Below are 23,864 nucleotides of genomic sequence, written 5' to 3'. Positions count from 1 at the left end.
GTTACTCCATCATCTTCTCAATTGGCAGCACCAGAATGGAGCTGGCACCCAGGGTTTTCAGTTTTTCCATGGTTTCCCAGAACAGGGTTTCGCTGCTCACCATATGCATCGCAACGCGGTTCTGCGCACCGGCCAATGGCAGGATGGTTGGGCGTTCAGCACCCGGCAGCAGGGCGATAATCTCATCCAGACGATCGCTTGGCGCGTGCAGCATAATGTATTTGGATTCGCGCGCCTGAATCACCCCTTGAATACGGGTCATCAGGCGGTCGATGAGCTGCTGTTTGGCCGCAGGCATTTCGCCGTCGCGCTGGATCAGGCAGGCCTTGGAGCGATAAATCACTTCAACTTCACGCAGGCCGTTGGCTTCCAGCGTTGCGCCGGTGGAAACCAGATCGCAGATGGCATCTGCCAAGCCAGCACGCGGTGCCACTTCTACCGAACCGTTCAGCAGGCAGGATTTAAAACGCACGCCTTGTTTGTCGAGGTATTGCTTCAGCAGGTGCGGGTAAGAGGTGGCGATGCGGGAGTCTTGCAGGCTTTGCGGGCCGCTATATTCGCTGTCCAGCGCGGTGGCCAGCGACAGGCGGCAGGAGCCGAAGTCCAGGCGGCGTAGGGTAAAGTAACGTGGATCTTCGCCTTGTGCACGGCGGTTGAGCAACTCTTCTTCCAGCACGTTCTCACCGATGATGCCCAGATCCACTACGCCATCCATCACCAGCCCAGGAATGTCGTCATCACGCACGCGCAGGATATCAATCGGCATATTCTCGGCGAAGGCGATCAGGCGTTGCTGCTGTAGGTTGATTTTGATACCGCAGCGGGCCAGCAGTTCCTGAGAGTCTTCACTCAGGCGGCCTGATTTCTGCATTGCTATCCGTAAACGTGTTTTATCCAACATGGTAACCTCTGTTTAATCTGTAATTTTATGAATTTATTGTAAAAACTATTTTTCTGTCTGTCCGGAGCCAAAAAAAAACCCTCGGAAGGTATCTTCCGAGGGCTCTCTCTTGCGTTTGTCTGGTTCTACGCGCCACTGGAAGATTTAAACCGTCTTCCAGCACACATCGCCCGAAAGACTAGTCTGGGTGATGGTGATGATGGTGGTTGAACTGAACGCGGGTCATGTGTTTTCTCTTTAAAGTAGATCAGCCAATGCTGAGTTGCTGATTAACCTAAACTATCAGTGTGGTCTTGCGCAACTGTTTTTTGTCATCATAAATTTAATTCATTGAAACAGGCTGAATTATTAGCCAGTTGCGGCTTTACGAACCTTTACCAGAGTTGATTGTATCCCTATGCCGAGTGGCGTAGCCTTAATCACCGAGCGTTATCATTTTCAGGAGAATTAAATTAATGAAAAAAGTCGCCATTATTGGCCTGGGCTGGTTGGGCATGCCGCTGGCTTTATCGTTAATGAGCCGCGGATTTGAGGTGGTTGGCAGTAAAACCACGCCGGACGGTGTAGAAGCTGCGCGGATGAGCGGTATTGAATGTTATCAGCTTGAACTGACGCCTGAATTGATTTGTGAGGCTCATGACCTGGAGCAACTGCTGTACGCTGATGCGCTGGTGATCACGCTGCCTGCCCGGCGCACCGTGGAGGGCAGCGAAGGCTACTTTAATGCCGTGCGCATGCTGGTGGATAGCGCAATAGCGTTCGGTGTGCCGCATATTATTTTTACCAGCTCGACCTCGGTGTACGGCGAGACTACCGGCCTGGTGCGTGAAGATTCGCCGCTCAAACCGGTAACCCCTTCAGGGCGGGTGCTGGCAGAGCTGGAGCGCTGGCTGCATGAATTGCCAAATACCTCGGTCGATATTTTGCGCCTGGCGGGTTTGGTGGGCACCGATCGCCATCCGGGCCGTTTCCTGGCGGGTAAGGTTGACGTTAAGGGCGGTGCGCAAGGGGTCAACCTGGTACACCAGGATGATGTGATCGCCGCTATCCAGCTGTTACTGAAATTACCAAAAGGGGGGCACGTTTATAATCTCTGTGCGCCAAGCCATCCGACCAAACGTGAATTTTATCCGGCGCTGGCGGCACAGTTGCAGTTGCAACCCCCGCTGTTTGCCGAAGAACCGGAACAGGCAGGGCGGTTGGTGGACGGCAGCCGTATCTGTAATGAATTAGGGTTCGAGTATCAATACCCGGATCCGGCGCGTATGCCGATCAGTTAAATCGAATTGGGCTTATCAGGCCAGCGTGGCACGCTGTTGGCCAGGTCGTCTAACAGCGCCGCCAGCGACTTTTTTGGCTGACCGGGGCGTGTGACCAGGCTTATCTGCGCCTGGTAAGTGAGCGGTTGGCCCCCTAGCTGTTTCATTAAACCCTGTTCGACCCAACGGCTGGCGAAATGGGTGGGCAGATAGCCCAGGTATTCGCCGCTAAGGATCAGATGAGCCACGCTTTCCATGTGGTAAGCCATGGCACCAAACTCCAGCGGTGCTACCGGGCAAAGCTGTTGTGCCAGCAGGTAGCCGCGTTTTACCCAGCGGGCATTTTCGATTTGCTCGCGGCTTGGGGCATCAAGGGTAAACAACGGGTGTTCGCTGCTGCAATAAATCGCCTGCGATTCCTGGCACCAAGGGTGATAAACCAGTTCGTTCAACTGCTGGCCGAAATAGCCAATCCCCAGATCCAACTGCTGGTTCAATAATCCCTGCTCAATCTCCGCGGGTGAACAGATACGGCATTGAAACTGCACGTCCTGACGGCGGCGGCGAAATTGCCTGATCGCCTGGCTAAAAGGGATCCCTGGCAGTGAAACCAGATTATCTACCAGGCCGATCATCAGATCGCCGCTAAGCATGCCATTAAGCGATTGGCTGACGCGCGTAAAGTCGCGAGTTGCATTAAACAGCGTGCGGCAGGCGCTCAGCATTCTTTCCCCTTTCGGCGTTAACTGAAAGCCGGATCGCCCGCGCTGGCAAAGCCTGAACCCCAAGCGCGTCTCCAGCGTGCCCAAATGGGTGCTGATGGTGGATTGATTCATCATCAGGGCATCCTGCGCTGCGCTAACCCCTCGAGCTTCCGCTACTGCAACGAATACCCGCAGCAGTTTGAAATCGATATCGCTGAGATTGGTGATCATCTTCGCTCTCCCTGAATATTCACTATTTAACGCCACGGCAACATGTCTGATGCGGGCGCTATTGATAGGTGTTTCCTCTACCCTTTATGTCTGTGAAAAAAATAAAAATCAATATGTCAATGTGTTATGACACATCGGCTTTTTCAATGCTTACATTAAAAACCGGGAATAGTAACGCGGGTCGGTTAGAGCATAGGCTGTCGTTGTTGCGCAAATGTTATAAAACAATGATTGTCTGACAAGGAAAACCTATGCTGAATCAACCTCAAAGCGGTAATGAAATGCCGCGTTTTGCAGGCCTGCCGACCATGATGCGTTTACCTGCTGCCGACAATGCACAGGGGTTGGATGCCGCCTTTGTTGGCATTCCTCTGGATATCGGAACCTCTAATCGCAGCGGTACGCGTTTTGGGCCACGGCAAATCCGCCAGGAGTCGGTGATGCTCCGCCCTTACAACATGGGGACCGGCGCAGCGCCGTTTGAACGGTTACAGGTTGCCGACTTGGGTGATATTGCCACCAACCCCTATAGCCTGGCAGACAGCGTTAGCCGCATTGAGCTGGCGTACGACGAGATCCTGCGCCACGGCTGCATCCCTCTCACCCTCGGGGGCGATCATACCTTGACGCTGCCGATTCTGCGTGCGGTGGCGCGCAAGCATGGCCCAGTTGGCCTGATTCACATTGATGCGCACTCCGATACTAATGACGAGATGTTTGGCGAAAAACTGGCGCACGGCACCACCTTTCGCCGGGCGCACGAAGAAGGCCTGTTGGCTCCGCAGCGGGTGGTGCAGATTGGCCTGCGCGGCAGTGGCTATGCTGCGCAGGATTTTGACTGGTCGAGGCAGCAAGGGTTCCGCGTGGTGCCAGCAGAAGCCTGCTGGTATCGCTCACTCGCCCCGTTGATGGCCGAGGTGCGTGAGCAAATGGGGCAGGGGGCGGTTTACCTCAGCTTTGACATCGACGGGCTGGATCCGGCGTTTGCCCCCGGAACCGGCACCCCGGAAGTCGGCGGATTATCGGTTTGGCAAGGATTGGAGATCGTCAGGGGATGCCAGGGGCTAAACCTGGTGGGCGCGGATCTGGTAGAGGTTTCCCCGGCATACGACAGCTCCGGCAACACCGCCTTGCTGGCGGCCAATCTGCTGTTTGAAATGCTGTGCGTGCTGCCGACTAAACGTTCCATATAACCCAATAAATAACAACATGATAGGGGATACTTTATGCAACTCGATCTGTTTGTGGCGGTGCTCTATTTTTTGGTTATCGGTGCGGTGGGTTGGCTTGGCGTTCGTAAGGCCACCACCAAGGAAAATTATCTGGTCGCTGGCCGTAATCTGGGGCCAGGTTTGTATTTAGGTACGCTGTCAGCGGTGGTGCTCGGTGGGGCTTCGACCATTGGCAGCGTAAAGCTGGGCTACACCTATGGCATATCCGGGCTGTGGCTCTGCTTCGCGCTGGGTATGGGCATTGTGGTGCTGAGTACCGTCTTGGCCAAGCCCTTGCTTAAGCTGAAGCTCTATACCGTTAGCCAGGTATTGGCGCAGCGCTATCATCCGGCGGCTAGGGTCACCAGCGGTATTATCATGCTGGCTTACGATCTGATGGTGGCGGTGACTTCGATTATTGCCATCGGCAGCGTAATGCAGGTGATGTTTGCACTGCCGTTTGCCGCCTCAATACTGATTGGTGGTGGGATGGTGGTGCTCTATTCAACGCTGGGGGGCATGTGGTCGCTGACGCTGACGGACATTATCCAGTTTATCATCATGACGGTGGGGATGATGCTGGTGCTGATGCCGATGAGCATCGTCAAAGCGGGCGGATGGGAGATCTTTACCCAGCAATTACCGGCGAGCTATTACCAACTCTCCTCCATTGGTTTCGACACCATCATTCTGTTCTTCCTGATTTACTTCTTCGGCATCCTGATTGGGCAGGATATCTGGCAGCGGGTATTCACCGCCCGCAGCGTGCCGGTGGCGCGCTACGCTGGCTTAGGGGCGGGTATCTACTGCGTACTTTATGGCGTTACCGGCGCGATGATCGGGATGGCAGGGAAGATCGTGCTGCCGTTGTTGGATAACAGCGATGGTGCGTTTGCCGCCATCGCTCAGGCGGTACTGCCCGCAGGCGTCAGCGGGTTGGTGGCCGCCGCTGCACTGGCTGCGCTGATGTCAACCGCCAGCGCCTGCCTGTTGGCCTCTTCGACCATTGCCTTGGAGGATGTTCTGCCCGCCATCCGTCGGCGGCCATCGGGCGGTTTGGCCGCTGGGCGCTTGACCACGCTAGTGATGGGAGTGGTGATGCTGGGGTTGGCTTTCCTGGTGCGGGATGTGCTGTCGGCTTTGACGCTGGCTTACAATCTGCTGGTGGGTGGGATGTTGATCCCGCTGGTGGGGGCGATTTTCTGGAAACGCGCCACCAGCACCGGAGCGATAGCCAGTATGGTGATGGGCAGCCTGTGCGTGTTGGGCTTTATGTTTTATCACGGGATTCAGGCTAACAGCCCGATCTACAGCGGTTTACTGGTGGGTGCGCTGGCCTTTATCGTCGGCAGTTTATTAACGCCGGAGCAACGGGCCGTCGCAACGGCCTGAATCGGTTGTGCTGAGGTTACGGGAAAGCGTTAGGCTGCCCCGTAACCTGCCTGATTAGACCAGCGAACCCCAGAGATCGTATTCGTCGGCGTTTTCGATCTTCACTTTGACGATCTCGCCCACTTTCACTCCGGTTTCACCGTTCAGGTAGACCGCACCGTCGATCTCCGGTGCATCGGCCATGCTGCGGCCAATCGCGCCTTCTTCGTCCACTTCATCGATCAGCACCAGCAGTTCGCGGCCAATCTTTTCCTGCAAGCGCTGGGCAGAGATCTGTTGTTGCAACTGCATAAAGCGGTGATAACGCTCTTCTTTCACCTCTTCTGGCACCTGATCCGCCAATTCGTTGGCTGCTGCGCCTTCTACCGGGCTGTATTTGAAACAGCCGACGCGATCCAGCTTGGCTTCTTGCAGGAAGCTGAGCAGCATCTGGAAGTCTTCTTCGGTTTCACCTGGGAAACCCACGATAAAGGTGGAGCGCAGCGTCAGATCCGGGCAGATTTCACGCCAGCGTTTGATGCGCTCCAGCGTGCGTTCTACGGCGCCAGGGCGCTTCATCAGCTTGAGGATTTTCGGGCTGGCGTGTTGCAGCGGAATATCCAGATACGGCAGGATTTTGCCTTCCGCCATCAGCGGGATCACGTCATCCACATGCGGATAAGGATAAACGTAGTGCAGCCGCACCCAGGCACCCAGGCTTGAGAGTTGCTCACACAGGCTGACCATGCTGGTTTTCACCGGCTGGCCGTTCCAGAAGCCGGTACGGTGTTTGACATCAACGCCGTAGGCAGAAGTATCCTGCGAGATCACCAGCAGCTCTTTGACCCCGGATTCCACCAGGCGCTTGGCCTCATCCAGCACTGAACCGATTGGGCGGCTGTCGAGATCGCCGCGCATCGATGGGATGATGCAGAACGTACAGCGGTGGTTACAGCCTTCAGAGATCTTCAGATAGGCGTAGTGCTTCGGCGTCAGTTTCACGCCTTGCGCTGGGATCAGGCTGGTAAACGGGTTATGTTCCGGCTTCGGTACATAGTGATGAACGTGGTTCAATACCTGCTCATAGCTGTGCGGCCCGGTAATTTCTAACACCTTCGGGTGCACTTCACGGATCTGGTTTTCTTTGGCACCCAAACAGCCGGTCACGATCACTTTACCGTTTTCGTTTAGTGCTTCACCGATCGCTTCCAGTGATTCTTGCACGGCACTGTCGATAAAGCCGCAGGTGTTAACGATCACCAGTTCGGCGTCGTCGTAACTTGGTACGACCTCATAGCCTTCGTTACGCAGTTCGGTCAGGATCCGTTCAGAATCAACCAGGTTTTTCGGGCAGCCTAACGATAAAAATCCAATCTTAGCCATTTTTTGTACAATATGTTATTCAGAATCCGCAGAGTATACACATGCGCAAATTATCCAGCTATATCCCGTATCTGCTGGGCATCATGTAAATATCGCGCTGTAGCCCATGCACGTTTTGAGATCTTGATATTTACCAAAAGGTTAAGCAGCGGGAACCTTTTGCACATCAATTCATGCGAATCTTAAATAAGGCGGATTGCAAGGCGTTCCAATCGGCTTCGCTGCTGTGGATCAGTTCAATGCGGCTGTCCAGTGGGGCAACGGGGCGTGTTTCGATATTCAGATCCTGCCCTTGGCGGTTGATCAGTAAACTCCCTTCGGGAATGCGCACCACCGCTTTAGCCCGTTCAACCGGTGCCAGCCTGATCCATTCCATCATGCCCACGGTGTCGAACAGGGTTTCGCTGTCAAAAATCCAGCCACAGCTGGTATAGCCCTGGCCCTGATTCAGGGCTCGGCGCCAGCGCGCATTTTCTGGCAGGCGCAATGCCGCTAAGCCGCGCGTTTTGGCTTGGGCGTGATGATGATGTTGCGCATCCGGCAATTCGCTGTGATTGGTTCGTGGCTGGTCAAGCCATGCGACGTTCATGCGCCCTTGCTCAATGCGGTGCACCGGCCGCTGCTGGCCATATTGCGTCTGCCATTGCTCCAGAGCCAGGCCATCCTGTGGCTGCCAGGTATCGATCTTATTAGCGATGATGATGTCTGCGGTCGCCAATTGATCGCGGAAGTTTTCATTTTCGCGATACTGGGGCTGGCTGAGTTGACGGACATCAAGCAGGCAAATCGTTGCCAGCAGTTCGATCCAACCGGCGTACGTTTCCTGTGTCAGCAACTCCAGGATCTGTTTTGGGTGGCCAAGACCGGTGGGTTCGATCAGCAACCGATCGGGTTTTTCCTGTTGCAACAGCATGTTCAGCCCAACCTGCATGGGTAGGCCGTTGACGCAACACATGCAACCACCAGGGATCTCCTTGAGCACGGCACCGCTGTTTGCCAGCAGAGCCCCATCGATACCAATTTCACCAAACTCGTTAACCAGCACCGCCCAACGTTCGTTTTGTGGCTTATTGGCCAGCAGATGACGAATGGTGGTGGTTTTACCACTGCCAAGAAAACCGGTGATCAGGTTGGTTTTTGTCATTTTTTATTTCCTGGTTAAATGCTTTTTATTTTATTGATAACCATAGCTTATGGATATTGCATGCGGTTTGAATATTTTATCTGGGCGAAGTCACAAATTTAACATTTGCTTTCGTGCGTTTCTTAACCCGATAGAGTTATCTTTTTTTAGGATAATTCCCAATAAAAACGAGGAATTATAAAAATCAATTGTGTCGTATTGATGGTTTTCTCAGTGGCCAATGCGTTGAATAGCGTTCAAAAAACCCCCCATGCCTTGCGATTATTCCGAAAGAAATATTCTATGATTAAAGTGACTTAACAAAAAGTGAGGTTGCCATGAATAGCTTACGGTTATTTTTGATCGCAGGAGCGTTACTTTCATGGATGGCAGCAGGTCATGCGGGTACCCCAGGTACCGTTGGTGGGGTCATCAACTTTGTAGGTTCGATTGTTGAAGGCCCTTGTCTGGTCAATGTTGTCAACTCATCGGCTAATACCCAGTGTTATCGTAATGGGCAAAACTACACAGGCACGCAAGCTCTGGCAAGTTTTAACGCTAGCAGCAAAGAACTCCCACTGAACTTAGGTACCACTGAAATGAGGTGGGTGGACCAGCAACAGAAGCTTGCGATAATGACTGTAGTATACCGTTAAGTCGCTTGCGTCATGCCGGGCATATGCCCGGCATGACCTCCCCAAACATCAGGCTACTCGATCCATTACCCACTGTTTTACCGTTTGACGCGCACCGCGATCGCGCAATGACAGATAAGCCTGGGTTACCGCCGCAACAAACTTCTCATCAGCCGGTAATTGTTCGCCAAAAACGCTCTTAATCGCCAGCAACGCAGCAACGCGGGGTTCACCGTCTTGCGAAGAGCCAACCACCTGCTGCAAGCTTGCCAGCATAGGGTCGCGGATATCAATCGGCTGCCCGGCATCGTCAATACCGCCCACATAACGCATCCAGCCAGCAACACCCAGAGCCAGCCCGGCATAGCTGCCGCCATGCTGCAAATGCCAGCGGATAGAGTCCAGCATGCGTTGTGGCAGCTTCTGCGTACCGTCCATGGCGATCTGCCAGGTCTTATGTTGCAGCGCCGGGTTGCTGTAACGGGCGATCAGCCGATCGGCATAGGCGGCCAGATCGATACCGCTCACTCGCAGCGTTGGGGCCTGCTCATGCAGCATCAGGTGATAGGCGGCACGGCGATAATATTCATCCGCCATGCAGTCATTAATGTGCGGATAACCCGCCAGATAGCCGAGATAAGCCAGGAACGAGTGGCTGCCGTTCAGCATGCGCAATTTCATCTGCTCAAATGGCAGTACATCATCCACCAGTTGCACGCCAGCGGCTTCCCACTCTGGGCGGCCAGCAACAAAGTTATCTTCTACTACCCATTGAATAAAAGGTTCGCAGGCGATGGCGCATTCGTCGCGCACTCCGCCCAACGCTGCGGCGACTTCATCCAAGGTTTCCGGCGTGCTGGCAGGCACGATGCGATCGACCATGGTGCTGGGGAAAGTGACGTTGCTGGCAATCCATTGTGCCAGTTTTGCATCGCGGGCCTGTGCCAGGCCGGTGACCGCATTACGCACGACATGGCCATTTTCTGGAATATTATCGCAGGAGAGCACGCTGAAGGCGGGCAGGTGACGTTGGCGCCGCCGATGCAGCGCTTCCACCAGGATCCCCGGCACGGTGGTGGGCCGGATCGGGTCAGCCAGATCGGCTAGAATGGCCTCATGCTGCAAGTCTAGCTGGCCGCTGCCGGGTTCGATGCAGTAGCCCTTTTCCGTAATGGTCATCGAGACGATCGCCACCTGCGGTTCCGCTAGTTTCTCCAAGACGGCATCAATATCTTCCAGCTTGCGATGCACGCTTTCGTGAACGGCACCGATAACGATCGCCTGATTACCCGCCGCCCCTTTTTCCAGCACGGTGTAGAGATGATCTTGAGCGCGCAGGGTTTGGAACAGCTCATCGCCGCCGAACAGGCTGATCTCACAAATCCCCCAGTCGCCACCTTTACGGTTAAGCACGCGATCGGTCAGCAGCGCTTGGTGGGCACGATGAAAGGCACCGAAGCCCAGGTGCACCATACGGCTACGCAGCAGGCGGCGATCGTACTGCGGTTGTTGCACCTCAGCGGGAAGCGATGAGTTGGCGATAGTCTTCATGAATGGCTCCATTACAAGAGAAAGTCCTGGCCGGTAGCTTGCATAAAGTTATCAGACCAGTTGGCCGTGCGCAGCCTGTTGCTGATGCGCCGGTCTCCGTGTGTTGTTATCTGCCGCCACTCTAAGGTGGCTGCGGGGCGAATAAAATGGGTCAGTCCAAAATAAGCCAGAAGCGTGAGTTGGATCAACCAATCAAGGTTTCTATTTTGACAGCATGCTGCTAAAGAGTAAGGTTAAAGATGAATGATATCTATCTCAATGTGGTATAACAAGATTGATTTGATTTTGCGATCTACCTCACCACTGGCAACAAACCTCAGATGACTGAGCGACTATTCACAAGGATAAATCTATGGAACAAACATGGCGTTGGTATGGACCTAACGATCCGGTTTCGCTGGATGATATACGTCAGGCGGGGGCAACCGGTGTGGTGACGGCGCTGCATTATATTCCTAACGGTGAAGTGTGGCCGGTTGAGGAAATAAAAACGCGTCAGGCTCTGCTGGCTGAGAAAGGGCTGGTGTGGTCGGTGGTGGAAAGCATCCCGGTGCACGAGGAGATCAAAACTCGCAGCGGCAATTATCAACGTCATATCGCCCATTATCAGCAGTCGCTGCGTAACCTGGCGGCCTGCGGTATCGACACCGTATGCTACAACTTTATGCCGATCCTCGACTGGACGCGCACCGATCTGGAATACCTGTTGCCAGACGGTTCAAAAGCGCTGCGTTTTGACCAGATCGCCTTTGCCGCTTTTGATCTGCATATCCTGCAACGCAAAGGTGCCGAAAAAGACTACAGCACCGAAGAGCAAACCGAGGCGCGGGCTTATTTCAACGCGATGAGCGCGGCGGAGATTGCCAAGCTGACCGGTAATATCATCGCCGGGCTACCGGGGGCCGAAGAGGGTTACACGCTCGATCAATTCCGCGCAAGGTTGGCCGAATATGACCATATCGACAAAGCCCAACTGCGTGAAAATATGGCGGTGTTTTTGCGCGCCATTGTACCGGTGGCGGAAGAGGTGGGAGTGCGCCTTGCGGTGCACCCGGACGATCCGCCGCGCCCGATCCTTGGCCTGCCACGCATTGTTTCCACCATTGAAGACATGCAATGGCTGAAAGAGACCGTTGATAGCATTCACAACGGTTTTACCATGTGCACCGGTTCCTACGGCGTGCGGGCGGATAACGATCTGGTACGAATGATTGAAACCTTTGGCGATCGCATTCACTTTACCCATCTGCGCTCGACCTGCCGCGAGCAGAACCCGAAAACCTTCCATGAAGGGGCGCATCTGCAAGGGGACGTGGATATGGTGTCGGTGATTGAAGCCATTCTGACCGAAGAACAGCGCCGCTTGCAGGCGGGCGATCGTCGGCCTATCCCGATGCGGCCGGATCATGGTCACCAGATGCTGGACGATCTGAAAAAGAAGACCAACCCTGGCTATTCGGCTATTGGCCGTTTGAAAGGTTTGGCGGAAATTCGTGGCGTGGAGTTGGCGCTGAAGCGGCGCTTTTTCCCGGAATTACTCTAGGTTTGAAGGCAGGGCGCACCGCTGCGCCCTGAATCACAATTAGTCGGCACGGCCCATGTAACGACGTTCGGCAATATGAATGCGGATTTTGTCGCCTGGGCTCAGGTATTCCGGCACCAGAATGGTCAAACCGGTCGCCATGGTGGCCGGTTTGTTACGGGCGCTGGCAGAAGCCCCTTTGATGCCCGGTGCGGTTTCGACAATTTCCATATCCACAGTTTGCGGCAACTCCAGCGCTAACACCTGGCCTTCCAGCGTCAATACCTGCATCCCCGGCAAACCCGCCTCAGGAATAAACAGCAGTTCGTCTTCGATCTGATCTTTGGTGAAGATATACGGGGTGTAATCTTCGTCATCCATGAACACGTATTCTTCGCCGTCGATATAGGAGAAGTTCACCTTGCGGCGCGACAGGGTAACGGTGTCCAGAATATCGTCGCCCTTAAAGCGCTCTTCTACCTTGAGCCCGGTGCGCACGTCAGAGAAACGCATTTTGTAAAGGGTGTTGGCACCGCGTGCGGTTGGGCTCTGGACATCAATGTCCTTCACCAGCAGCAGTTTGCCGTTGTAGTTGATCGCCATGCCACGCTTGATTTCGTTAGCTCTTGCCATTGGAATAACCTGTCGATAAGGAGTTTTGAGAAGTTGCGACAAGTTACTCGTACCGCGCTTTTCAGGCAATAGTCCTGCAAAAAAAGAGTGAGTGAAGTAGGGGGATTTCGGAGAGTAAAAAGGGCGGCAATCGCCATAATGCTTGTCAGTTAAGGCTAACCAGTTCCCTCTCCCTTGGGGAGAGGGTTAGGGGACGAACACCGCACTGCAAGCCCCTCACCCCGGCCCTCTCCCACAGGGAGAGCAGCTGTGTTTAAAGTCAATGGGTGATGATTAATTTGTCACCCATTGCCTATTATCTCGCAGCATCGCGTTTAATATCGTTAACAGCTTTCTGATGCACGCGGTTAGCGCCACTTTCTTCGCTTTACCCCGTGCAACCAGCCTCTCATAGAACTCTTTTATCGTCTCATTGCTACGCGTTGCCGACAACGTTGCCATGTAAAGCGCCGCTCTCACCGCCGAACGCCCGCCCCAGATCGTTCGCTGCCCTTTCATTTTCCCACTCTCATGGGCGTACGGGCACACGCCAACCAAGGCACTGATTTCTCGCCGTGTCAGCTTACCTAGCTCCGGTAACAACGCCAGTAACGTCGACACCGTCACTTTACCTAACCCTTTCACCTCTTCGAGCAACCTGGCTTTCTCCTGCCAGACTGGCATCACCTTCAGTTGTCGGTGTATATCATCGTCAATATCGCTAATCTGCTGGTTCAGCCAATTAACATGGGCATGTATCGATTGGCTGGCCTCGTATAACGCCCCCTCAAGCCTGTTAAGCTCCGCTGTGCGGATCTCTACCAATTGACGCCGTCGCGTTACCATTCCCGCCAGACGTTGAGTTTGAACATCGTTTTGTTCTCTCACTGGCGGCTCTATCGCCTGGGCAAAGCGGCATAACACTGCAGCATCTATCGTGTCTGTTTTCGCCCGTTTTCCCAACGCACGGGCAAAATTCTTGACCTGCCGGGGATTAACGACCGCTACGGGCAATGTCTTCAACGTGAGCGCTGCGCAAAGTGGCCCATGATATTTACCTGTAGCCTCCATGGCGATCAGCTCCACCTCATAGGTATCAAGCAAGGTGATTAACGCCTGATGCCCTGAGGACGTATTGTCAAATTGAGCAATACGATGGTCTGTGTTGATAAACACGTCGAACTTCTCTTTGGCGATATCAATACCGACGTAAGTCTTTTGTTTCATCTCATGTCTCCCAGCCTTGCGTGATACGGACTGACAGCATCGTCGTCCAGGCAGCTGTTCGGGCTCATCATGAAACCGACGTGGCGCAATAAGCTCTCCCACGGGCTTGGTGTCCCAGAGGGGGTACGTGCTGCCACGCCGGGTAAGAACACAGTACAACCTATCTTTTTACATCAACTACAAACATACAAGGGGGCGACTCCTTTAGCCATTGCGCATGATTATGCAGTTTTGCGCTTAACTGACCGGCATTACGGCCATCGCCGCCCTCAGAAAGTGTTATTCAAACACCGGCAGCATATTCAGCAGGGTGAGTATGTGAGCGACGGCGTTGATCACGCCAAACAGGATAATAAACAGGATCATGCCATGGCCGCCGGGAGCGCGATAGGCCGCCTGCGGGAAGCGACGGCGGCTGGCGCGCGCCATCATGGCTGGGACGATCACCGCCCAGATAGTGGCTGCCAAGCCCGCAAAACCGATGGCATACAGGAAGCCGTTCGGGAACAGCAGTGCTGCCAAGGTTGGTGGAACGAACGTCACCAGCGCCGATTTGGTCCGGCCAGCGGTGTTATCGCTGAACTTGAAGAAGTCAGCCAGATAATCGAACAAGCCCAGGGAAACCCCAAGGAATGAACTGGCCAGCGCCATATAAGAGAAGGCACTGAGCAGTTGGCCAACTGCCTGACTGCTGGAAACGTTGCCCATTTGCTTGAGCAGGCTGCCGATATTACCGCCTTCGGCAATCACCTGTTTGAACGCATCACGCGTGATATTGCCCTGAATCACATACTGCCACAGGATGTAGATCCCCAACGCCAGCAGGGTGCCGTACACCAGGCTACGCACCACGGCACGGCTGTCTTGGTGATAATACTTCACCAGCCCCGGCACGTTGCCGTGATAACCAAATGACGTCAGCAGATAAGGTAAGGCCGCCAAGGCATAGGGCAGGTAAGTGGCGCTGCTGTCGCCACGGTTGAACAGCACCGCAGGCTGGACGTGGGTAAACATATCGCCAACCGACATCACAAAAGTGATCACCATACCGCCAATCAGAATGGTGCTCAGGCGATCCACCGCCCGGGTCGATAACCAGACGATAAACGCCACCACCAGAGCGAACACCAGCCCGGCCACCGCCTGGTTGGTACCGACAATGCCTTCCAGCGTGTGGGCAATAATTGAGCCACCGGCCGAGATGTAGGCATAGGTCAGAATGTACAGCACAAAGGTGATGGACAGGCCGTTGATGGCATTCCAGCCTTTACCGAGCAGGTCTTTGACGATGGTATGAAAGCTGGCACCGGCCGGATAATTGAGCGTTGCTTCGAGGATCATCAGGCCGGAAATCAGCATGCAGGCCCAGGTATAAATCAGCAATGCCACTGAGCCGCCGAACCACACGCCAGAAGTGACAATAGGAATAGAGAACATACCGGCCCCGACGGCAGTACCGGCAATGATCATCGCGCCACCGAGTACGGAAGGGCGGGAAAGTTTCTGGATGGTGTCCGTGGACATTGTTGCTCCTGAATGGCCTGATGGGCCGTGAGTTCTTTTGTACTAGCTCAATAGTACGATGCGTGATGTGTGCATGTAAAGAATCTAATTTGCTATTTTCATGCGCAATGGATGAGGCGTTGGTGTTTCTATGCCAAGAAAGCATTACCGTTGAAAAACGGGGGGAGAGAAAGATTTCGGTCTGAATAGGATTCTGCTGGCGGCAATTACGGCGTGCTGCTATTGTCCGGCTTCAATTCTGCCAGCCCGCCAGGAGAAGCGCTGATGGACTGCCGTCCCGACTGTGGCGCTTGCTGCATTGCACCGTCAATTTCCAGCCCGATCCCCGGCATGCCCAATGGCAAACCGGCGAATACCCGCTGCATTCATCTGGATCAGCAACTGCGTTGTGGCCTGTTTCATTCGCCATTGCGGCCCCGCGTCTGCGGCAGCCTGCAGGCCAGCCGGGAGATGTGTCATGATCGCCGTGACGAAGCGTTAATCTATTTGGCAAAGCTAGAGGTAGATACCGCGCCTTAAGCGGGTTCAGGCATCCTTTAGCCGCCAGAGACAGAGCACTGCACCTATCACCATCGCCAGCGCGGAATAAAACACCGCATGGTAGTTCCAGATCTCAGCCACAGAACCGGCGATCGAACCTGCAATAATCCAACCAACGCGCGTGGTGTTGGTAAACAGCGTGGTTGCCGCCCCGGCCTGCCCAGGCATCAAATCCTGAAAATAGAGCATGCCGATACCCGCCAGCACGCCGATAAACAGCGCATTCAGCAATTGCAGGGCGATCAACTGCCAGGTGCCGGTAATAAACAGCAGCCCGGCATAAAACAGCACCCCGGCGATCACCGCGCAGCGCATCAGGAAGCGTTTACCGAAGCGTTTGGCAACCATCCCGGCCAGCAGCATGGTAGGGATCTCCAGCCCGGCCGCCGTGCCCATCAAGATCCCGGCCAGTTTTTCTGGCAAATGCAGCTCTTGCACCATATACAGCGGCATATTGATCAGATACATGCCGTTGGCGGTCCACATCAGGGTACAGGCGGCAAACAGCAGCAGCGTGTCGCGGCGGTTCTGGCGCGGTGCTTCCAGCGTAGCACCTTTGGCCGACGGCGTTTTCGGCATCGAGGGCAGCGTTTTCCACACCAAAGCGCCACAGAGAATAAAAGTGGCTGCCGCCGCCAGATACATCACCTGAAAGCCAAAACCTAATGCCAGAGCAAAGGCAATCGGCGGACCGATTACCCAGGCCAGGGACACCTGTGCGCGCAGGATCGAGCTGAACATCACCGCTTCGCGCCCGGTGCGTTCAGCGTGCTCGCGTGCCAGCGCAAACATCTGCGGGTTGGCGGTGGAGCCGAAGCTGCTCAGCAGCACGCCGACAAACAGCAACAGATAATAGTTACGGTTCCAGGCAAACAGCGCGCAGGCCAATGCGCCCAGCATGCAGCAGAGAAAGATCAGTGATTTGCGATCGCCCTTTCTATCTGAACGGCGGGCAAGAAACTGGCTGACCAAAATGCCGATCACCGCGCTGCCGGTAAAGAACAAACCGACCATACTCGGGCGCACGTTCACTTCGGTGGAAAGAAACAGGCTCAGCGTGGGGGTTTGCAAGGCACCGGCAATGCCGGTGAGAAACGCCACGACAATAAATGCCAGCGAAGTGAAGTCGGGCAAGCGTCGAGTTATTGCAGTTGAAGTACGCATAGTGGTGAGCAAATAGCCAATAGAGAAACAAGTCGCGCGTAGAGTACGCGTTTTTAAAAAAAACAAAAAACGGTTTCAATCAACAACAGGGTAAAAAGTCTTTTCTGTGGCGAACAGGCTTCAAATTGTAGATAGATAGGTTTTACCACTCAGCCATAGGGCGATCGCGGTGCGGCTGGCTTCAAAATGCGGTTCCGGCAGAGCGTCGGGAGAGCACCAGCGCCATTCGGCACATTTTTCCGGCTCTTTTAATTCGGCTTTGCCGCCGGGGTGCTGAACCAGCATACAGATGGATACGGTATGTTTGCCTTCAGCCCGCCAGGTTTGCAGATTATTGCTGATACCAATGAAATGCGGAGCATCAATCAGCAACCCGGTCTCCTCAGCAATTTCGCGCTGGGCACAGTGTTCAAAGGTTTCACCCTCATCCAAATGGCCACCGGGGATCGACCAGAAAGGGGCGTGAGAGCCGCAGCGTTTACCTAATAGAATCTGGCCCTGCGGGTTAACAATGATCACGCCAACGCCGGTTGCTACCGTCATGCCTTTCTCCTTCAGCAGTGTTTCAGCACAGTACGCCATTTTGTTCTGTAAGCAAGGTGTTTGCAGGGGAAAATGTGCGTGATGTCAAAAATCCATCATATCGGAATTAAGAAAACTTGCTTTCAGCAAGGCCTGATTCCACACTGATTGAAACGTTTCAGCGTTATCGAATGGGTCACTCCGGTTTTGATAACGCTCCTTTTTCCCTACATAGCTGAAACGATTCAATTCAGCAGGAGAGGAGAACTATGTTCCAGTTGTCACAGCAAGACATTCACCTGGGCGCCGCCGCCAGCGGTAAACAGGAAGCCATCCGGCAGGTCGCGGCAGCGATGACCGCCGCCGGATGCGTCAGCGCCGCCTATGTTGACGGCATGCTGCAGCGTGAGCTGCAAACTTCTACCTATCTGGGTAACGGAATCGCCATTCCGCATGGCACCACCGACACCCGCGATCTGGTGCTGAATACCGGGGTGCAGGTATTCCAGTTCCCGCAGGGGATTGAGTGGGGCGAAGGCCAGACCGCCTATGTGGTAATCGGCATCGCCGCCCGTTCAGACGAACACCTGGCGCTGCTGCGTCAACTGACGCACGTACTCAGCGATGACGACGTAGCGGCACAGCTGGCGAAAACCACGTCAGCAGAAGAGCTGCGCAGCCTGCTGATGGGCGAGAAACAAACGGCTGAGTTTCAGTTCGATGCTTCACTGATCGCGCTGGACGTGGCGGCAGATTCTTTGATGACGCTGCAAGCTTTGAACGCGGGCCGCTTGCAAAAGATCGGTGCGGTCGACGCCCGGTTTGTCAGCGATGTGATCACCCGCAAGCCGCTGAACCTGGGGCAGGGTATCTGGTTGAGCGACAGTGCTGAAGGCAACCTGTTCAGTGCGGCAACCATCAGCCGCCCCGTGCAGGCGTTTGACGAAGAGGGCGAGCAGGTTGCACTGCTGCTGACCGTAGCGATTGCCGATCAGCAACCGCTGACGCTGCTGAACTACCTCAGCGACCTGCTGTTGAGCAATAAAGCTGAACGCTTGCTGAACGCCGATGCCGCCTCCGTGCTGGCACTGCTGACCAGCGAGGTGGCCGAACAGAGTGCGGTGCTGAGCGCAGAATATATCGTTCGTAACGAACACGGCCTGCATGCCCGCCCGGGCACCGCATTGGTTAACGTGATCAAACAATTTTCCAGCGAAATTACCGTCACCAATCTTAACGGCAGCGGTAAACCGGCTAACGGCCGCAGCCTGATGAAGGTAGTGGCGCTGGGTGTGAAGAAAGGTCATCAGTTGCGTTTTACCGCCAGCGGTGATGATGCTGAAGCGGCGCTGAAAGCCATTGGCGAAGCCATCAGCGAAGGTCTTGGCGAGGGTGCAGCATGAGCAGAAGAGTAGCAACCATTACCCTTAACCCGGCTTACGATCTGGTGGGTTTCTGCCCGGAGATCGAACGGGGTGAGGTTAATCGGGTAAAAACCGCCGGGCTGCACGCCGCCGGTAAAGGCATTAACGTTGCCAAGGTACTGAAAGATTTAGGTATTGATGTCACCGTGGGCGGTTTCCTGGGGAAAGATAACCAGGATGGTTTCCAGCTGTTATTTAGCGATCTGGGCATTGCCAACCGTTTCCAGGTGGTGTCAGGGCGTACCCGTATCAACGTGAAGCTGACGGAAAAAGACGGCGAAGTGACCGATTTCAACTTCTCCGGGTTTGAAGTCACGTCAGCGGATTGGGAGCGTTTCGTTAGCGACTCCCTGAGTTGGCTCGGCCAGTTCGACATGGTGGCGGTCAGCGGCAGTTTACCGGAAGGCGTACCGCCTGAAGCCTTTACCGAGTGGATGGTGCGCCTGCGTGCGCAGTGCCCGTGCATTATTTTCGACAGCAGCCGTGAGGCGCTGGTGGCGGGGTTGAAAGCCGCGCCTTGGCTGGTGAAACCGAATCGCCGTGAGTTGGAGATCTGGGCCGGTCGTCCATTGCCAACCTTGGATGATGTGGTGGAAGCCGCGCATGCGTTACGCGATCAGGGGATCGCTCACGTGGTGATCTCGCTGGGTGCAGAAGGCGCACTGTGGGTGAACGCTTCCGGTGCCTGGATCGCCAAGCCGCCTGCCTGTGAGGTCGTTAGCACGGTGGGTGCCGGTGATTCGATGGTCGGTGGTTTGATCTACGGCCTGCTGATGCGTGAATCCAGTGAACATACTTTACGTTTGGCCACCGCCGTGGCTGCCCTGGCGGTGAGCCAGAGTAACGTCGGCGTGACCGATCGCCCGCAGTTGGCCGCGATGATGGCGCGTGTCGATCTGAAACCTTTTAACTGACAGGAGGAAGCAGAATGAAAACGCTGCTGATGATAGACATTTCGTTCGGGCAGGCTCGTGGTCACCTGGCGAAACGTATGCTGGAAGGCGCTGCGGCCAAAGCTGGTCTGGTGCTGGTAGATGTGCTGAACGAGGCTGAACTGGTGGTCGTAGCAGGTCAAGCTGCGCCTACGGATGCCAAGCTGAACGGCAAGCAGGTGTATATCGGTGATGTGGAACACGCGGTGCGTGATCCCGAAGCCTTTTTGGCGCAGGCTAAAGCCGAAGCCAAGCCTTATCAGGCTCCGGCAGCGGCACCTGTGAAAGCGGCTGGCCCGAAACGCATCGTTGCGGTGACCGCTTGCCCGACCGGCGTGGCGCATACCTTTATGGCGGCCGAGGCCATTGAGAGCGAAGCCAAAAAACGTGGCTGGTGGGTGAAGGTGGAAACCCGTGGTTCCGTGGGGGCAGGTAATGCGATCACCCCAGAAGAAGTGGCGGCGGCCGATCTGGTGATTGTCGCAGCGGACATCGAAGTGGATCTGGACAAGTTTGCCGGTAAGCCGATGTACCGCACTTCTACCGGGTTGGCACTGAAGAAAACCGCGCAGGAACTGGATAAGGCACAGGCGGAAGCCGAGATCTTCCAGCCACAGAAAAGCGGCAGCGTACCAACCGCAGGCAAGAAAAAAGAGAGTGCCGGGCCGTACCGTCACTTGCTGACCGGTGTGTCCTACATGCTGCCGATGGTGGTGGCGGGTGGTCTGTGTATTGCGTTGTCGTTCGTGTTTGGTATCAAGGCATTTGAAGAAAAAGGCACTCTGGCTGCTGCGCTGATGCAGATCGGCGGTGGTTCAGCTTTTGCGCTGATGGTGCCGGTTCTGGCCGGGTATATTGCGTTCTCGATTGCCGACCGTCCTGGCCTGACGCCGGGCCTGATCGGCGGTATGCTGGCGGTGAGCACCGGTGCTGGCTTCCTCGGTGGTATTATTGCCGGTTTCCTGGCGGGTTATGTCGCTAAAGCGATCAGCGGTAAGCTGCATCTGCCGAAGAGTATGGAAGCGCTGAAGCCGATCCTGATTATCCCGCTGCTGGCGAGTCTGACCACCGGTTTGATAATGATTTACGTGGTCGGTACGCCGGTGGCGAAAATCATGGAAGGCCTGACCCACTGGCTGCAATCGATGGGGACGGCTAACGCAGTGCTGTTGGGTGCGATCCTCGGTGCGATGATGTGTACCGATATGGGTGGCCCGGTGAACAAAGCCGCTTATGCCTTCGGCGTGGCGCTGTTGAGTTCCTCGGTGTATGCCCCGATGGCGGCGATTATGGCGGCAGGTATGGTGCCACCGCTGGCAATGGGCTTGGCAACGATTGTGGCGCGCAACAAGTTCGAGAAATCCGAACAGGAAGGCGGCAAAGCGGCATTGGTACTGGGGCTGTGTTTTATCAGTGAAGGGGCGATTCCGTTTGCTGCCCGCGATCCGATGCGTGTGCTGCCGTGCTGTATCGCCGGTGGTGCATTGACCGGTGCGCTGTCGATGGCCTTCGGTGCCAAACTGATGGCTCCACACGGTGGTCTGTTCGTGCTGTTGATCCCTGGCGCTATCTCTCCGGTATTGCTGTATCTGGTAGCGATTATCGCCGGTACCTTGTTGGCAGGGCTCGGTTACGCGGTGCTTAAGCGTAGCGACGTTGCGGCGGCTACTGTGGTCTGATAGATAAACAATACAGTTCCCTCTCCCTCGGGGAGAGGGGGCGATCATTTTGAGCAATGTGAATGATTTAGCGTTAGCTTGAAGATCACTGTTGAGCTTTCAGCCAGGCAATTTCTTCGGCCCAGATATCTGGGTTCACCGTTTCCAAAATCAGCGGGATATTATCAAAGCGCGCATCGCGCATGATGTAGCTGAACACCGTCTTGCCGATATTGCCTTCACCTAGGCTGTGGTGGCGGTCAACGCGGCTGCCAAACTCGCTTTTGGCATCGTTAAGATGCATGCCACGCAGGTAGTTGAAGCCCACCACGTTACCCAACTCTTGGAACGTCTTTTCGCAGTCCTCTTCCGTGCGCAAATCATAACCAGCGGCGAAGGTGTGGCAGGTATCTATACACACACCGACGCGGCTTTTATCTTCCACGCCGTCGATAATGGCTGCCAGATGCTCAAATCTGAACCCCAGATTGCTGCCCTGACCGGCGGTGTTTTCGATCACCGCGGTCACGCCTTGGGTTTTATCCAGCACCAGGTTGATGGATTCTGCAATGCGCGCCAGACATTTATCCTCATCAATCTGCATCAAATGGCTGCCCGGGTGGAAGTTCAGCAACGTCAACCCCAGTTGTTCACAGCGTTGCATTTCATCAAGAAACGCCTCGCGGGATTTTTCCAGCGCATCCGTTACCGGGTGGCCAAGGTTAATCAGATAGCTATCGTGTGGCAGGATCTGCCCAGGGCCAAAGCCGTATTGTGCGCAGGCACGTTTAAACTTATCGATTACGTCGGCAGGCAGCGGAGCTGCTTTCCATTGACGCTGATTTTTAGTGAACAGGGCGAATGCGGTCGCCTCTAATTCGTGCGCGCGGATCACCGCCTGATCTACGCCGCCTGAAGCGCTGACATGTGCACCGACAAACTTCATTTTCATTCTCCTGTGTTATCGCCAGCATTATGGCATTGATACCGGCAGGATTGAATGGCGGGGTAAAAGAAGCGGGCCCGCAAGATGGGCCCGAGAGGGAGGGTGTTACAGCAGAGCCTGAACCAGTTGGTTAATTGCGGCACCGCCGATAACCAGCCAGATAAACAACAGGGTGGCCAGCAGAATCGGTTTCACCCCTGCCTGGCGTACCGCGCTGATATGGGTGGTCAGGCCCAGCGCCGCCATCGCCATCGCCAGCATCCAGGTGTCGGCGGTAATCAAGTGCTGTACCAGTGCCGCCGGGAGCAGGTTAAACGAGTTCAGCCCGGCAACGGCAATAAACAGCACGGCAAACCAAGGGATGGTAATGGCCGATTTTTCGCTTTTGCTACCCGCAGCACCACGGCTGATATAGCCAGACAGCAGTAGCAGGAAAGGTGCCAGCATCATGACGCGGATCATTTTGGCGATCACGGCGGCGTTTTCGGCATCAGGGCCGATGGCATGGCCGGCTGCCACCACCTGGGCCACTTCATGGATCGTCGAGCCGGTATAGATGCCAAAGGTTTCCTGGGTAAATGGCATCCATTGGAAGTGCTCATTCAGGTGATATAGCCAAGGGTAAGCGAAGATGGCCAGCGTGCCGAACACCACCACGGTAGAGACGGCCACCGCCACTTTGCTGGAATCCGCCTTCAGAACCGGTTCGGTGGCCATCACCGCCGCCGCACCGCAGATACTGCTGCCCGCGCCGATCAGCATGGTGGTCTGGTTGTCGAGGCCGAAAACTTTCTTGCCCAGCCAGCAAGCCAGCAGAAAGGTGCTGGTCAGGGTAAGGGCATCGATGATGATGCCGCTGGCCCCGACATCGGCAATCTGCTGAAAGGTTAAACGAAAGCCGTAAAGGATAATCCCCAAGCGTAGCAGGCGCTGCTTGGCAAGTTGAACGCCGGTATGGCATTGAGGGTGCAACCACGGATAAAGCGTATTGCCGACGACGATGCCAAACAAGATCGCCAGCGTCAGTGCACCTAACCCCAATCCGGCAACCCAAGGAATGTTGCTGGCCCAGATCGCCAATGCGGTTAATGCACCGGTCAGCAATAAACCGGGTAGTAACCGTGGTAGCCCCAACAGCGGGAAATGCTGCTCGGGGTAAGTGTGGGTGGTCTCGCTCGCCATTGTTCAATCCTCTTCTCGATTCTTGCTAGCAAGAGTAAAATTTCGTGACCTAAAAGAGAAATTGATTATATGCTTATAATCTATCTGAATAAGTGGTCGATGCTGTGCGATCCTCTATGGGCACCAGGCCGAATTCTGTAAACGTGATAATCTTAATGGTATGACCGCTGGTTTTATTACCGCTTATTTCTACATTTTTATTTTAATTTCAAAGGTTTTGTTCGGCGTATCAGCCCGGCAAG

The 23,864-nt window shown here is 54.9% G+C and carries 22 protein-coding genes and 1 other annotated feature; of the genes, 9 read left to right on the top strand and 13 right to left on the bottom strand.

The annotated features are described in order from the left end of the window. Position 1 precedes the first annotated feature (1 nt). Both hisG and hisL read right to left on the bottom strand, forming a co-directional pair. Positions 2 to 901 carry an ATP phosphoribosyltransferase gene (gene hisG / locus ACX1CU_RS15325; RefSeq protein WP_459399135.1) on the bottom strand — a complete coding sequence of 300 codons (900 nt, stop codon included), beginning with the start codon at positions 899 to 901 and terminating at the stop codon, positions 2 to 4. A gap of 69 nt (positions 902 to 970) precedes the next feature. Next, positions 971 to 1,104, bottom strand: a sequence feature (His leader region). Further along, positions 1,080 to 1,127, bottom strand: a complete 48-nt coding sequence (gene hisL / locus ACX1CU_RS15320; protein WP_100396937.1) for a his operon leader peptide — start codon at positions 1,125 to 1,127, stop codon at positions 1,080 to 1,082. Its footprint overlaps the feature before it by 25 nt. Before the next feature lie 229 nt (positions 1,128 to 1,356). Between hisL and ACX1CU_RS15315 the strand changes: the two genes are divergently transcribed. Continuing rightward, a complete protein-coding gene (locus tag ACX1CU_RS15315; RefSeq protein WP_459399134.1) occupies positions 1,357 to 2,181 on the top strand; it encodes an SDR family oxidoreductase in 825 nt (274 codons plus the stop codon). Here the strand turns inward: ACX1CU_RS15315 and ACX1CU_RS15310 are convergent. Then, on the bottom strand, positions 2,178 to 3,095 hold the full coding sequence (locus ACX1CU_RS15310; protein ID WP_459399133.1) for a LysR family transcriptional regulator: 918 nt from the start codon (positions 3,093 to 3,095) through the stop codon (positions 2,178 to 2,180). The two genes, ACX1CU_RS15315 and ACX1CU_RS15310, sit on opposite strands and share 4 nt — an antisense overlap. 251 nt (positions 3,096 to 3,346) lie before the next feature. Between ACX1CU_RS15310 and speB the strand changes: the two genes are divergently transcribed. Continuing rightward, positions 3,347 to 4,288, top strand: a complete 942-nt coding sequence (gene speB / locus ACX1CU_RS15305) for an agmatinase (RefSeq protein ID WP_459399132.1) — start codon at positions 3,347 to 3,349, stop codon at positions 4,286 to 4,288. Between the two features lie 33 nt (positions 4,289 to 4,321). Continuing rightward, positions 4,322 to 5,698 (top strand): sodium:solute symporter family protein, encoded by a 1,377-nt coding sequence (locus ACX1CU_RS15300; RefSeq protein ID WP_459399131.1) that lies wholly within the window; start codon positions 4,322 to 4,324, stop codon positions 5,696 to 5,698. A gap of 54 nt (positions 5,699 to 5,752) precedes the next feature. On the opposite strand, the gene rimO is transcribed toward ACX1CU_RS15300, so the two are convergent. After that, entirely contained in the window at positions 5,753 to 7,060 is a 1,308-nt protein-coding gene (gene rimO / locus ACX1CU_RS15295; protein WP_459399130.1) for a 30S ribosomal protein S12 methylthiotransferase RimO, read from the bottom strand. Between the two features lie 166 nt (positions 7,061 to 7,226). After that, a complete protein-coding gene (locus tag ACX1CU_RS15290) occupies positions 7,227 to 8,204 on the bottom strand; it encodes a CobW family GTP-binding protein (RefSeq protein WP_459399129.1) in 978 nt (325 codons plus the stop codon). A gap of 317 nt (positions 8,205 to 8,521) precedes the next feature. On the opposite strand from ACX1CU_RS15290, the gene ACX1CU_RS15285 reads away from it, so the two are divergent. Continuing rightward, positions 8,522 to 8,839: a type 1 fimbrial protein gene (locus ACX1CU_RS15285; RefSeq protein ID WP_459399128.1), complete on the top strand. Its 318-nt coding sequence runs from the start codon at positions 8,522 to 8,524 to the stop codon at positions 8,837 to 8,839. A gap of 48 nt (positions 8,840 to 8,887) precedes the next feature. Here the strand turns inward: ACX1CU_RS15285 and ACX1CU_RS15280 are convergent, their stop codons facing one another. Then, positions 8,888 to 10,369, bottom strand: coding sequence for a mannitol dehydrogenase family protein (locus tag ACX1CU_RS15280; protein ID WP_459399127.1), 1,482 nt, complete (start codon positions 10,367 to 10,369; stop codon positions 8,888 to 8,890). A 352-nt stretch (positions 10,370 to 10,721) separates the two neighbouring features. Between ACX1CU_RS15280 and uxuA the strand changes: the two genes are divergently transcribed. Next, positions 10,722 to 11,912: a mannonate dehydratase gene (uxuA, locus tag ACX1CU_RS15275; RefSeq protein ID WP_459399126.1), complete on the top strand. Its 1,191-nt coding sequence runs from the start codon at positions 10,722 to 10,724 to the stop codon at positions 11,910 to 11,912. Positions 11,913 to 11,951: 39 nt separating this feature from the next. Here the strand turns inward: uxuA and yeiP are convergent, their stop codons facing one another. The 3 genes from yeiP to mtr form a co-directional block, all read right to left on the bottom strand. After that, on the bottom strand, positions 11,952 to 12,524 hold the full coding sequence (gene yeiP / locus ACX1CU_RS15270; RefSeq protein ID WP_459399125.1) for an elongation factor P-like protein YeiP: 573 nt from the start codon (positions 12,522 to 12,524) through the stop codon (positions 11,952 to 11,954). Positions 12,525 to 12,797: 273 nt separating this feature from the next. Then, positions 12,798 to 13,730, bottom strand: a complete 933-nt coding sequence (locus tag ACX1CU_RS15265) for an IS110 family RNA-guided transposase (protein WP_459399124.1) — start codon at positions 13,728 to 13,730, stop codon at positions 12,798 to 12,800. Between the two features lie 279 nt (positions 13,731 to 14,009). Next, positions 14,010 to 15,254 (bottom strand): tryptophan permease, encoded by a 1,245-nt coding sequence (mtr, locus tag ACX1CU_RS15260; protein WP_459399123.1) that lies wholly within the window; start codon positions 15,252 to 15,254, stop codon positions 14,010 to 14,012. A gap of 264 nt (positions 15,255 to 15,518) precedes the next feature. Here mtr and ACX1CU_RS15255 point away from each other — a divergent pair, with 264 nt between their 5' ends. Further along, entirely contained in the window at positions 15,519 to 15,773 is a 255-nt protein-coding gene (locus ACX1CU_RS15255) for a YkgJ family cysteine cluster protein (RefSeq protein WP_076941519.1), read from the top strand. Between the two features lie 6 nt (positions 15,774 to 15,779). On the opposite strand, the gene setB is transcribed toward ACX1CU_RS15255, so the two are convergent. Together setB and ACX1CU_RS15245 are read right to left on the bottom strand one after the other, a co-directional pair. Continuing rightward, entirely contained in the window at positions 15,780 to 16,958 is a 1,179-nt protein-coding gene (gene setB / locus ACX1CU_RS15250) for a sugar efflux transporter SetB (RefSeq protein WP_459399122.1), read from the bottom strand. Positions 16,959 to 17,078: 120 nt separating this feature from the next. Continuing rightward, on the bottom strand, positions 17,079 to 17,501 hold the full coding sequence (locus ACX1CU_RS15245) for a nucleotide triphosphate diphosphatase NUDT15 (RefSeq protein ID WP_459399121.1): 423 nt from the start codon (positions 17,499 to 17,501) through the stop codon (positions 17,079 to 17,081). A 248-nt stretch (positions 17,502 to 17,749) separates the two neighbouring features. Between ACX1CU_RS15245 and fruB the strand changes: the two genes are divergently transcribed. From fruB to fruA, 3 genes are read left to right on the top strand one after another with little or no spacing between them, the layout of a single operon-like run. Next, positions 17,750 to 18,883, top strand: a complete 1,134-nt coding sequence (fruB, locus tag ACX1CU_RS15240; protein WP_459399120.1) for a fused PTS fructose transporter subunit IIA/HPr protein — start codon at positions 17,750 to 17,752, stop codon at positions 18,881 to 18,883. Next, the gene (fruK, locus tag ACX1CU_RS15235) at positions 18,880 to 19,818 is read left to right on the top strand and encodes a 1-phosphofructokinase (RefSeq protein ID WP_459399119.1); all 939 of its coding nucleotides are present in this window, start codon (positions 18,880 to 18,882) and stop codon (positions 19,816 to 19,818) included. The genes fruB and fruK overlap by 4 nt, the downstream gene beginning before the upstream one ends. A gap of 14 nt (positions 19,819 to 19,832) precedes the next feature. Then, positions 19,833 to 21,515, top strand: coding sequence for a PTS fructose transporter subunit IIBC (gene fruA, locus ACX1CU_RS15230; protein ID WP_459399118.1), 1,683 nt, complete (start codon positions 19,833 to 19,835; stop codon positions 21,513 to 21,515). A gap of 85 nt (positions 21,516 to 21,600) precedes the next feature. Here fruA and nfo read toward each other — a convergent pair whose 3' ends face one another. Next, a complete protein-coding gene (nfo, locus tag ACX1CU_RS15225; protein ID WP_459399117.1) occupies positions 21,601 to 22,440 on the bottom strand; it encodes a deoxyribonuclease IV in 840 nt (279 codons plus the stop codon). A 105-nt stretch (positions 22,441 to 22,545) separates the two neighbouring features. Beyond that, positions 22,546 to 23,622 carry a YeiH family putative sulfate export transporter gene (locus ACX1CU_RS15220; protein ID WP_459399116.1) on the bottom strand — a complete coding sequence of 359 codons (1,077 nt, stop codon included), beginning with the start codon at positions 23,620 to 23,622 and terminating at the stop codon, positions 22,546 to 22,548. Positions 23,623 to 23,864 lie beyond the last annotated feature (242 nt).

It is taken from the genome of Serratia sp. D1N4 (assembly GCF_054552755.1).
Note: the sequence above shows the minus strand (reverse complement) of the source record. Positions and strands in the feature narration are given on the sequence as shown.

Bases quoted from the DNA above. Each gene is read 5' to 3' on its own strand.
- hisG (WP_459399135.1), bottom strand. From the start codon at position 901: ATGTTGGATAAAACACGTTTACGGATAGCAATGCAGAAATCAGGCCGC.
- ACX1CU_RS15315 (WP_459399134.1), top strand. From the start codon at position 1,357: ATGAAAAAAGTCGCCATTATTGGCCTGGGCTGGTTGGGCATGCCGCTG.
- ACX1CU_RS15310 (WP_459399133.1), bottom strand. From the start codon at position 3,095: ATGATCACCAATCTCAGCGATATCGATTTCAAACTGCTGCGGGTATTC.
- speB (WP_459399132.1), top strand. From the start codon at position 3,347: ATGCTGAATCAACCTCAAAGCGGTAATGAAATGCCGCGTTTTGCAGGC.
- ACX1CU_RS15300 (WP_459399131.1), top strand. From the start codon at position 4,322: ATGCAACTCGATCTGTTTGTGGCGGTGCTCTATTTTTTGGTTATCGGT.
- rimO (WP_459399130.1), bottom strand. From the start codon at position 7,060: ATGGCTAAGATTGGATTTTTATCGTTAGGCTGCCCGAAAAACCTGGTT.
- ACX1CU_RS15290 (WP_459399129.1), bottom strand. From the start codon at position 8,204: ATGACAAAAACCAACCTGATCACCGGTTTTCTTGGCAGTGGTAAAACC.
- ACX1CU_RS15285 (WP_459399128.1), top strand. From the start codon at position 8,522: ATGAATAGCTTACGGTTATTTTTGATCGCAGGAGCGTTACTTTCATGG.
- ACX1CU_RS15280 (WP_459399127.1), bottom strand. From the start codon at position 10,369: ATGAAGACTATCGCCAACTCATCGCTTCCCGCTGAGGTGCAACAACCG.
- uxuA (WP_459399126.1), top strand. From the start codon at position 10,722: ATGGAACAAACATGGCGTTGGTATGGACCTAACGATCCGGTTTCGCTG.
- yeiP (WP_459399125.1), bottom strand. From the start codon at position 12,524: ATGGCAAGAGCTAACGAAATCAAGCGTGGCATGGCGATCAACTACAAC.
- ACX1CU_RS15265 (WP_459399124.1), bottom strand. From the start codon at position 13,730: ATGAAACAAAAGACTTACGTCGGTATTGATATCGCCAAAGAGAAGTTC.
- mtr (WP_459399123.1), bottom strand. From the start codon at position 15,254: ATGTCCACGGACACCATCCAGAAACTTTCCCGCCCTTCCGTACTCGGT.
- ACX1CU_RS15255 (WP_076941519.1), top strand. From the start codon at position 15,519: ATGGACTGCCGTCCCGACTGTGGCGCTTGCTGCATTGCACCGTCAATT.
- setB (WP_459399122.1), bottom strand. From the start codon at position 16,958: ATGCGTACTTCAACTGCAATAACTCGACGCTTGCCCGACTTCACTTCG.
- ACX1CU_RS15245 (WP_459399121.1), bottom strand. From the start codon at position 17,501: ATGACGGTAGCAACCGGCGTTGGCGTGATCATTGTTAACCCGCAGGGC.
- fruB (WP_459399120.1), top strand. From the start codon at position 17,750: ATGTTCCAGTTGTCACAGCAAGACATTCACCTGGGCGCCGCCGCCAGC.
- fruK (WP_459399119.1), top strand. From the start codon at position 18,880: ATGAGCAGAAGAGTAGCAACCATTACCCTTAACCCGGCTTACGATCTG.
- fruA (WP_459399118.1), top strand. From the start codon at position 19,833: ATGAAAACGCTGCTGATGATAGACATTTCGTTCGGGCAGGCTCGTGGT.
- nfo (WP_459399117.1), bottom strand. From the start codon at position 22,440: ATGAAGTTTGTCGGTGCACATGTCAGCGCTTCAGGCGGCGTAGATCAG.
- ACX1CU_RS15220 (WP_459399116.1), bottom strand. From the start codon at position 23,622: ATGGCGAGCGAGACCACCCACACTTACCCCGAGCAGCATTTCCCGCTG.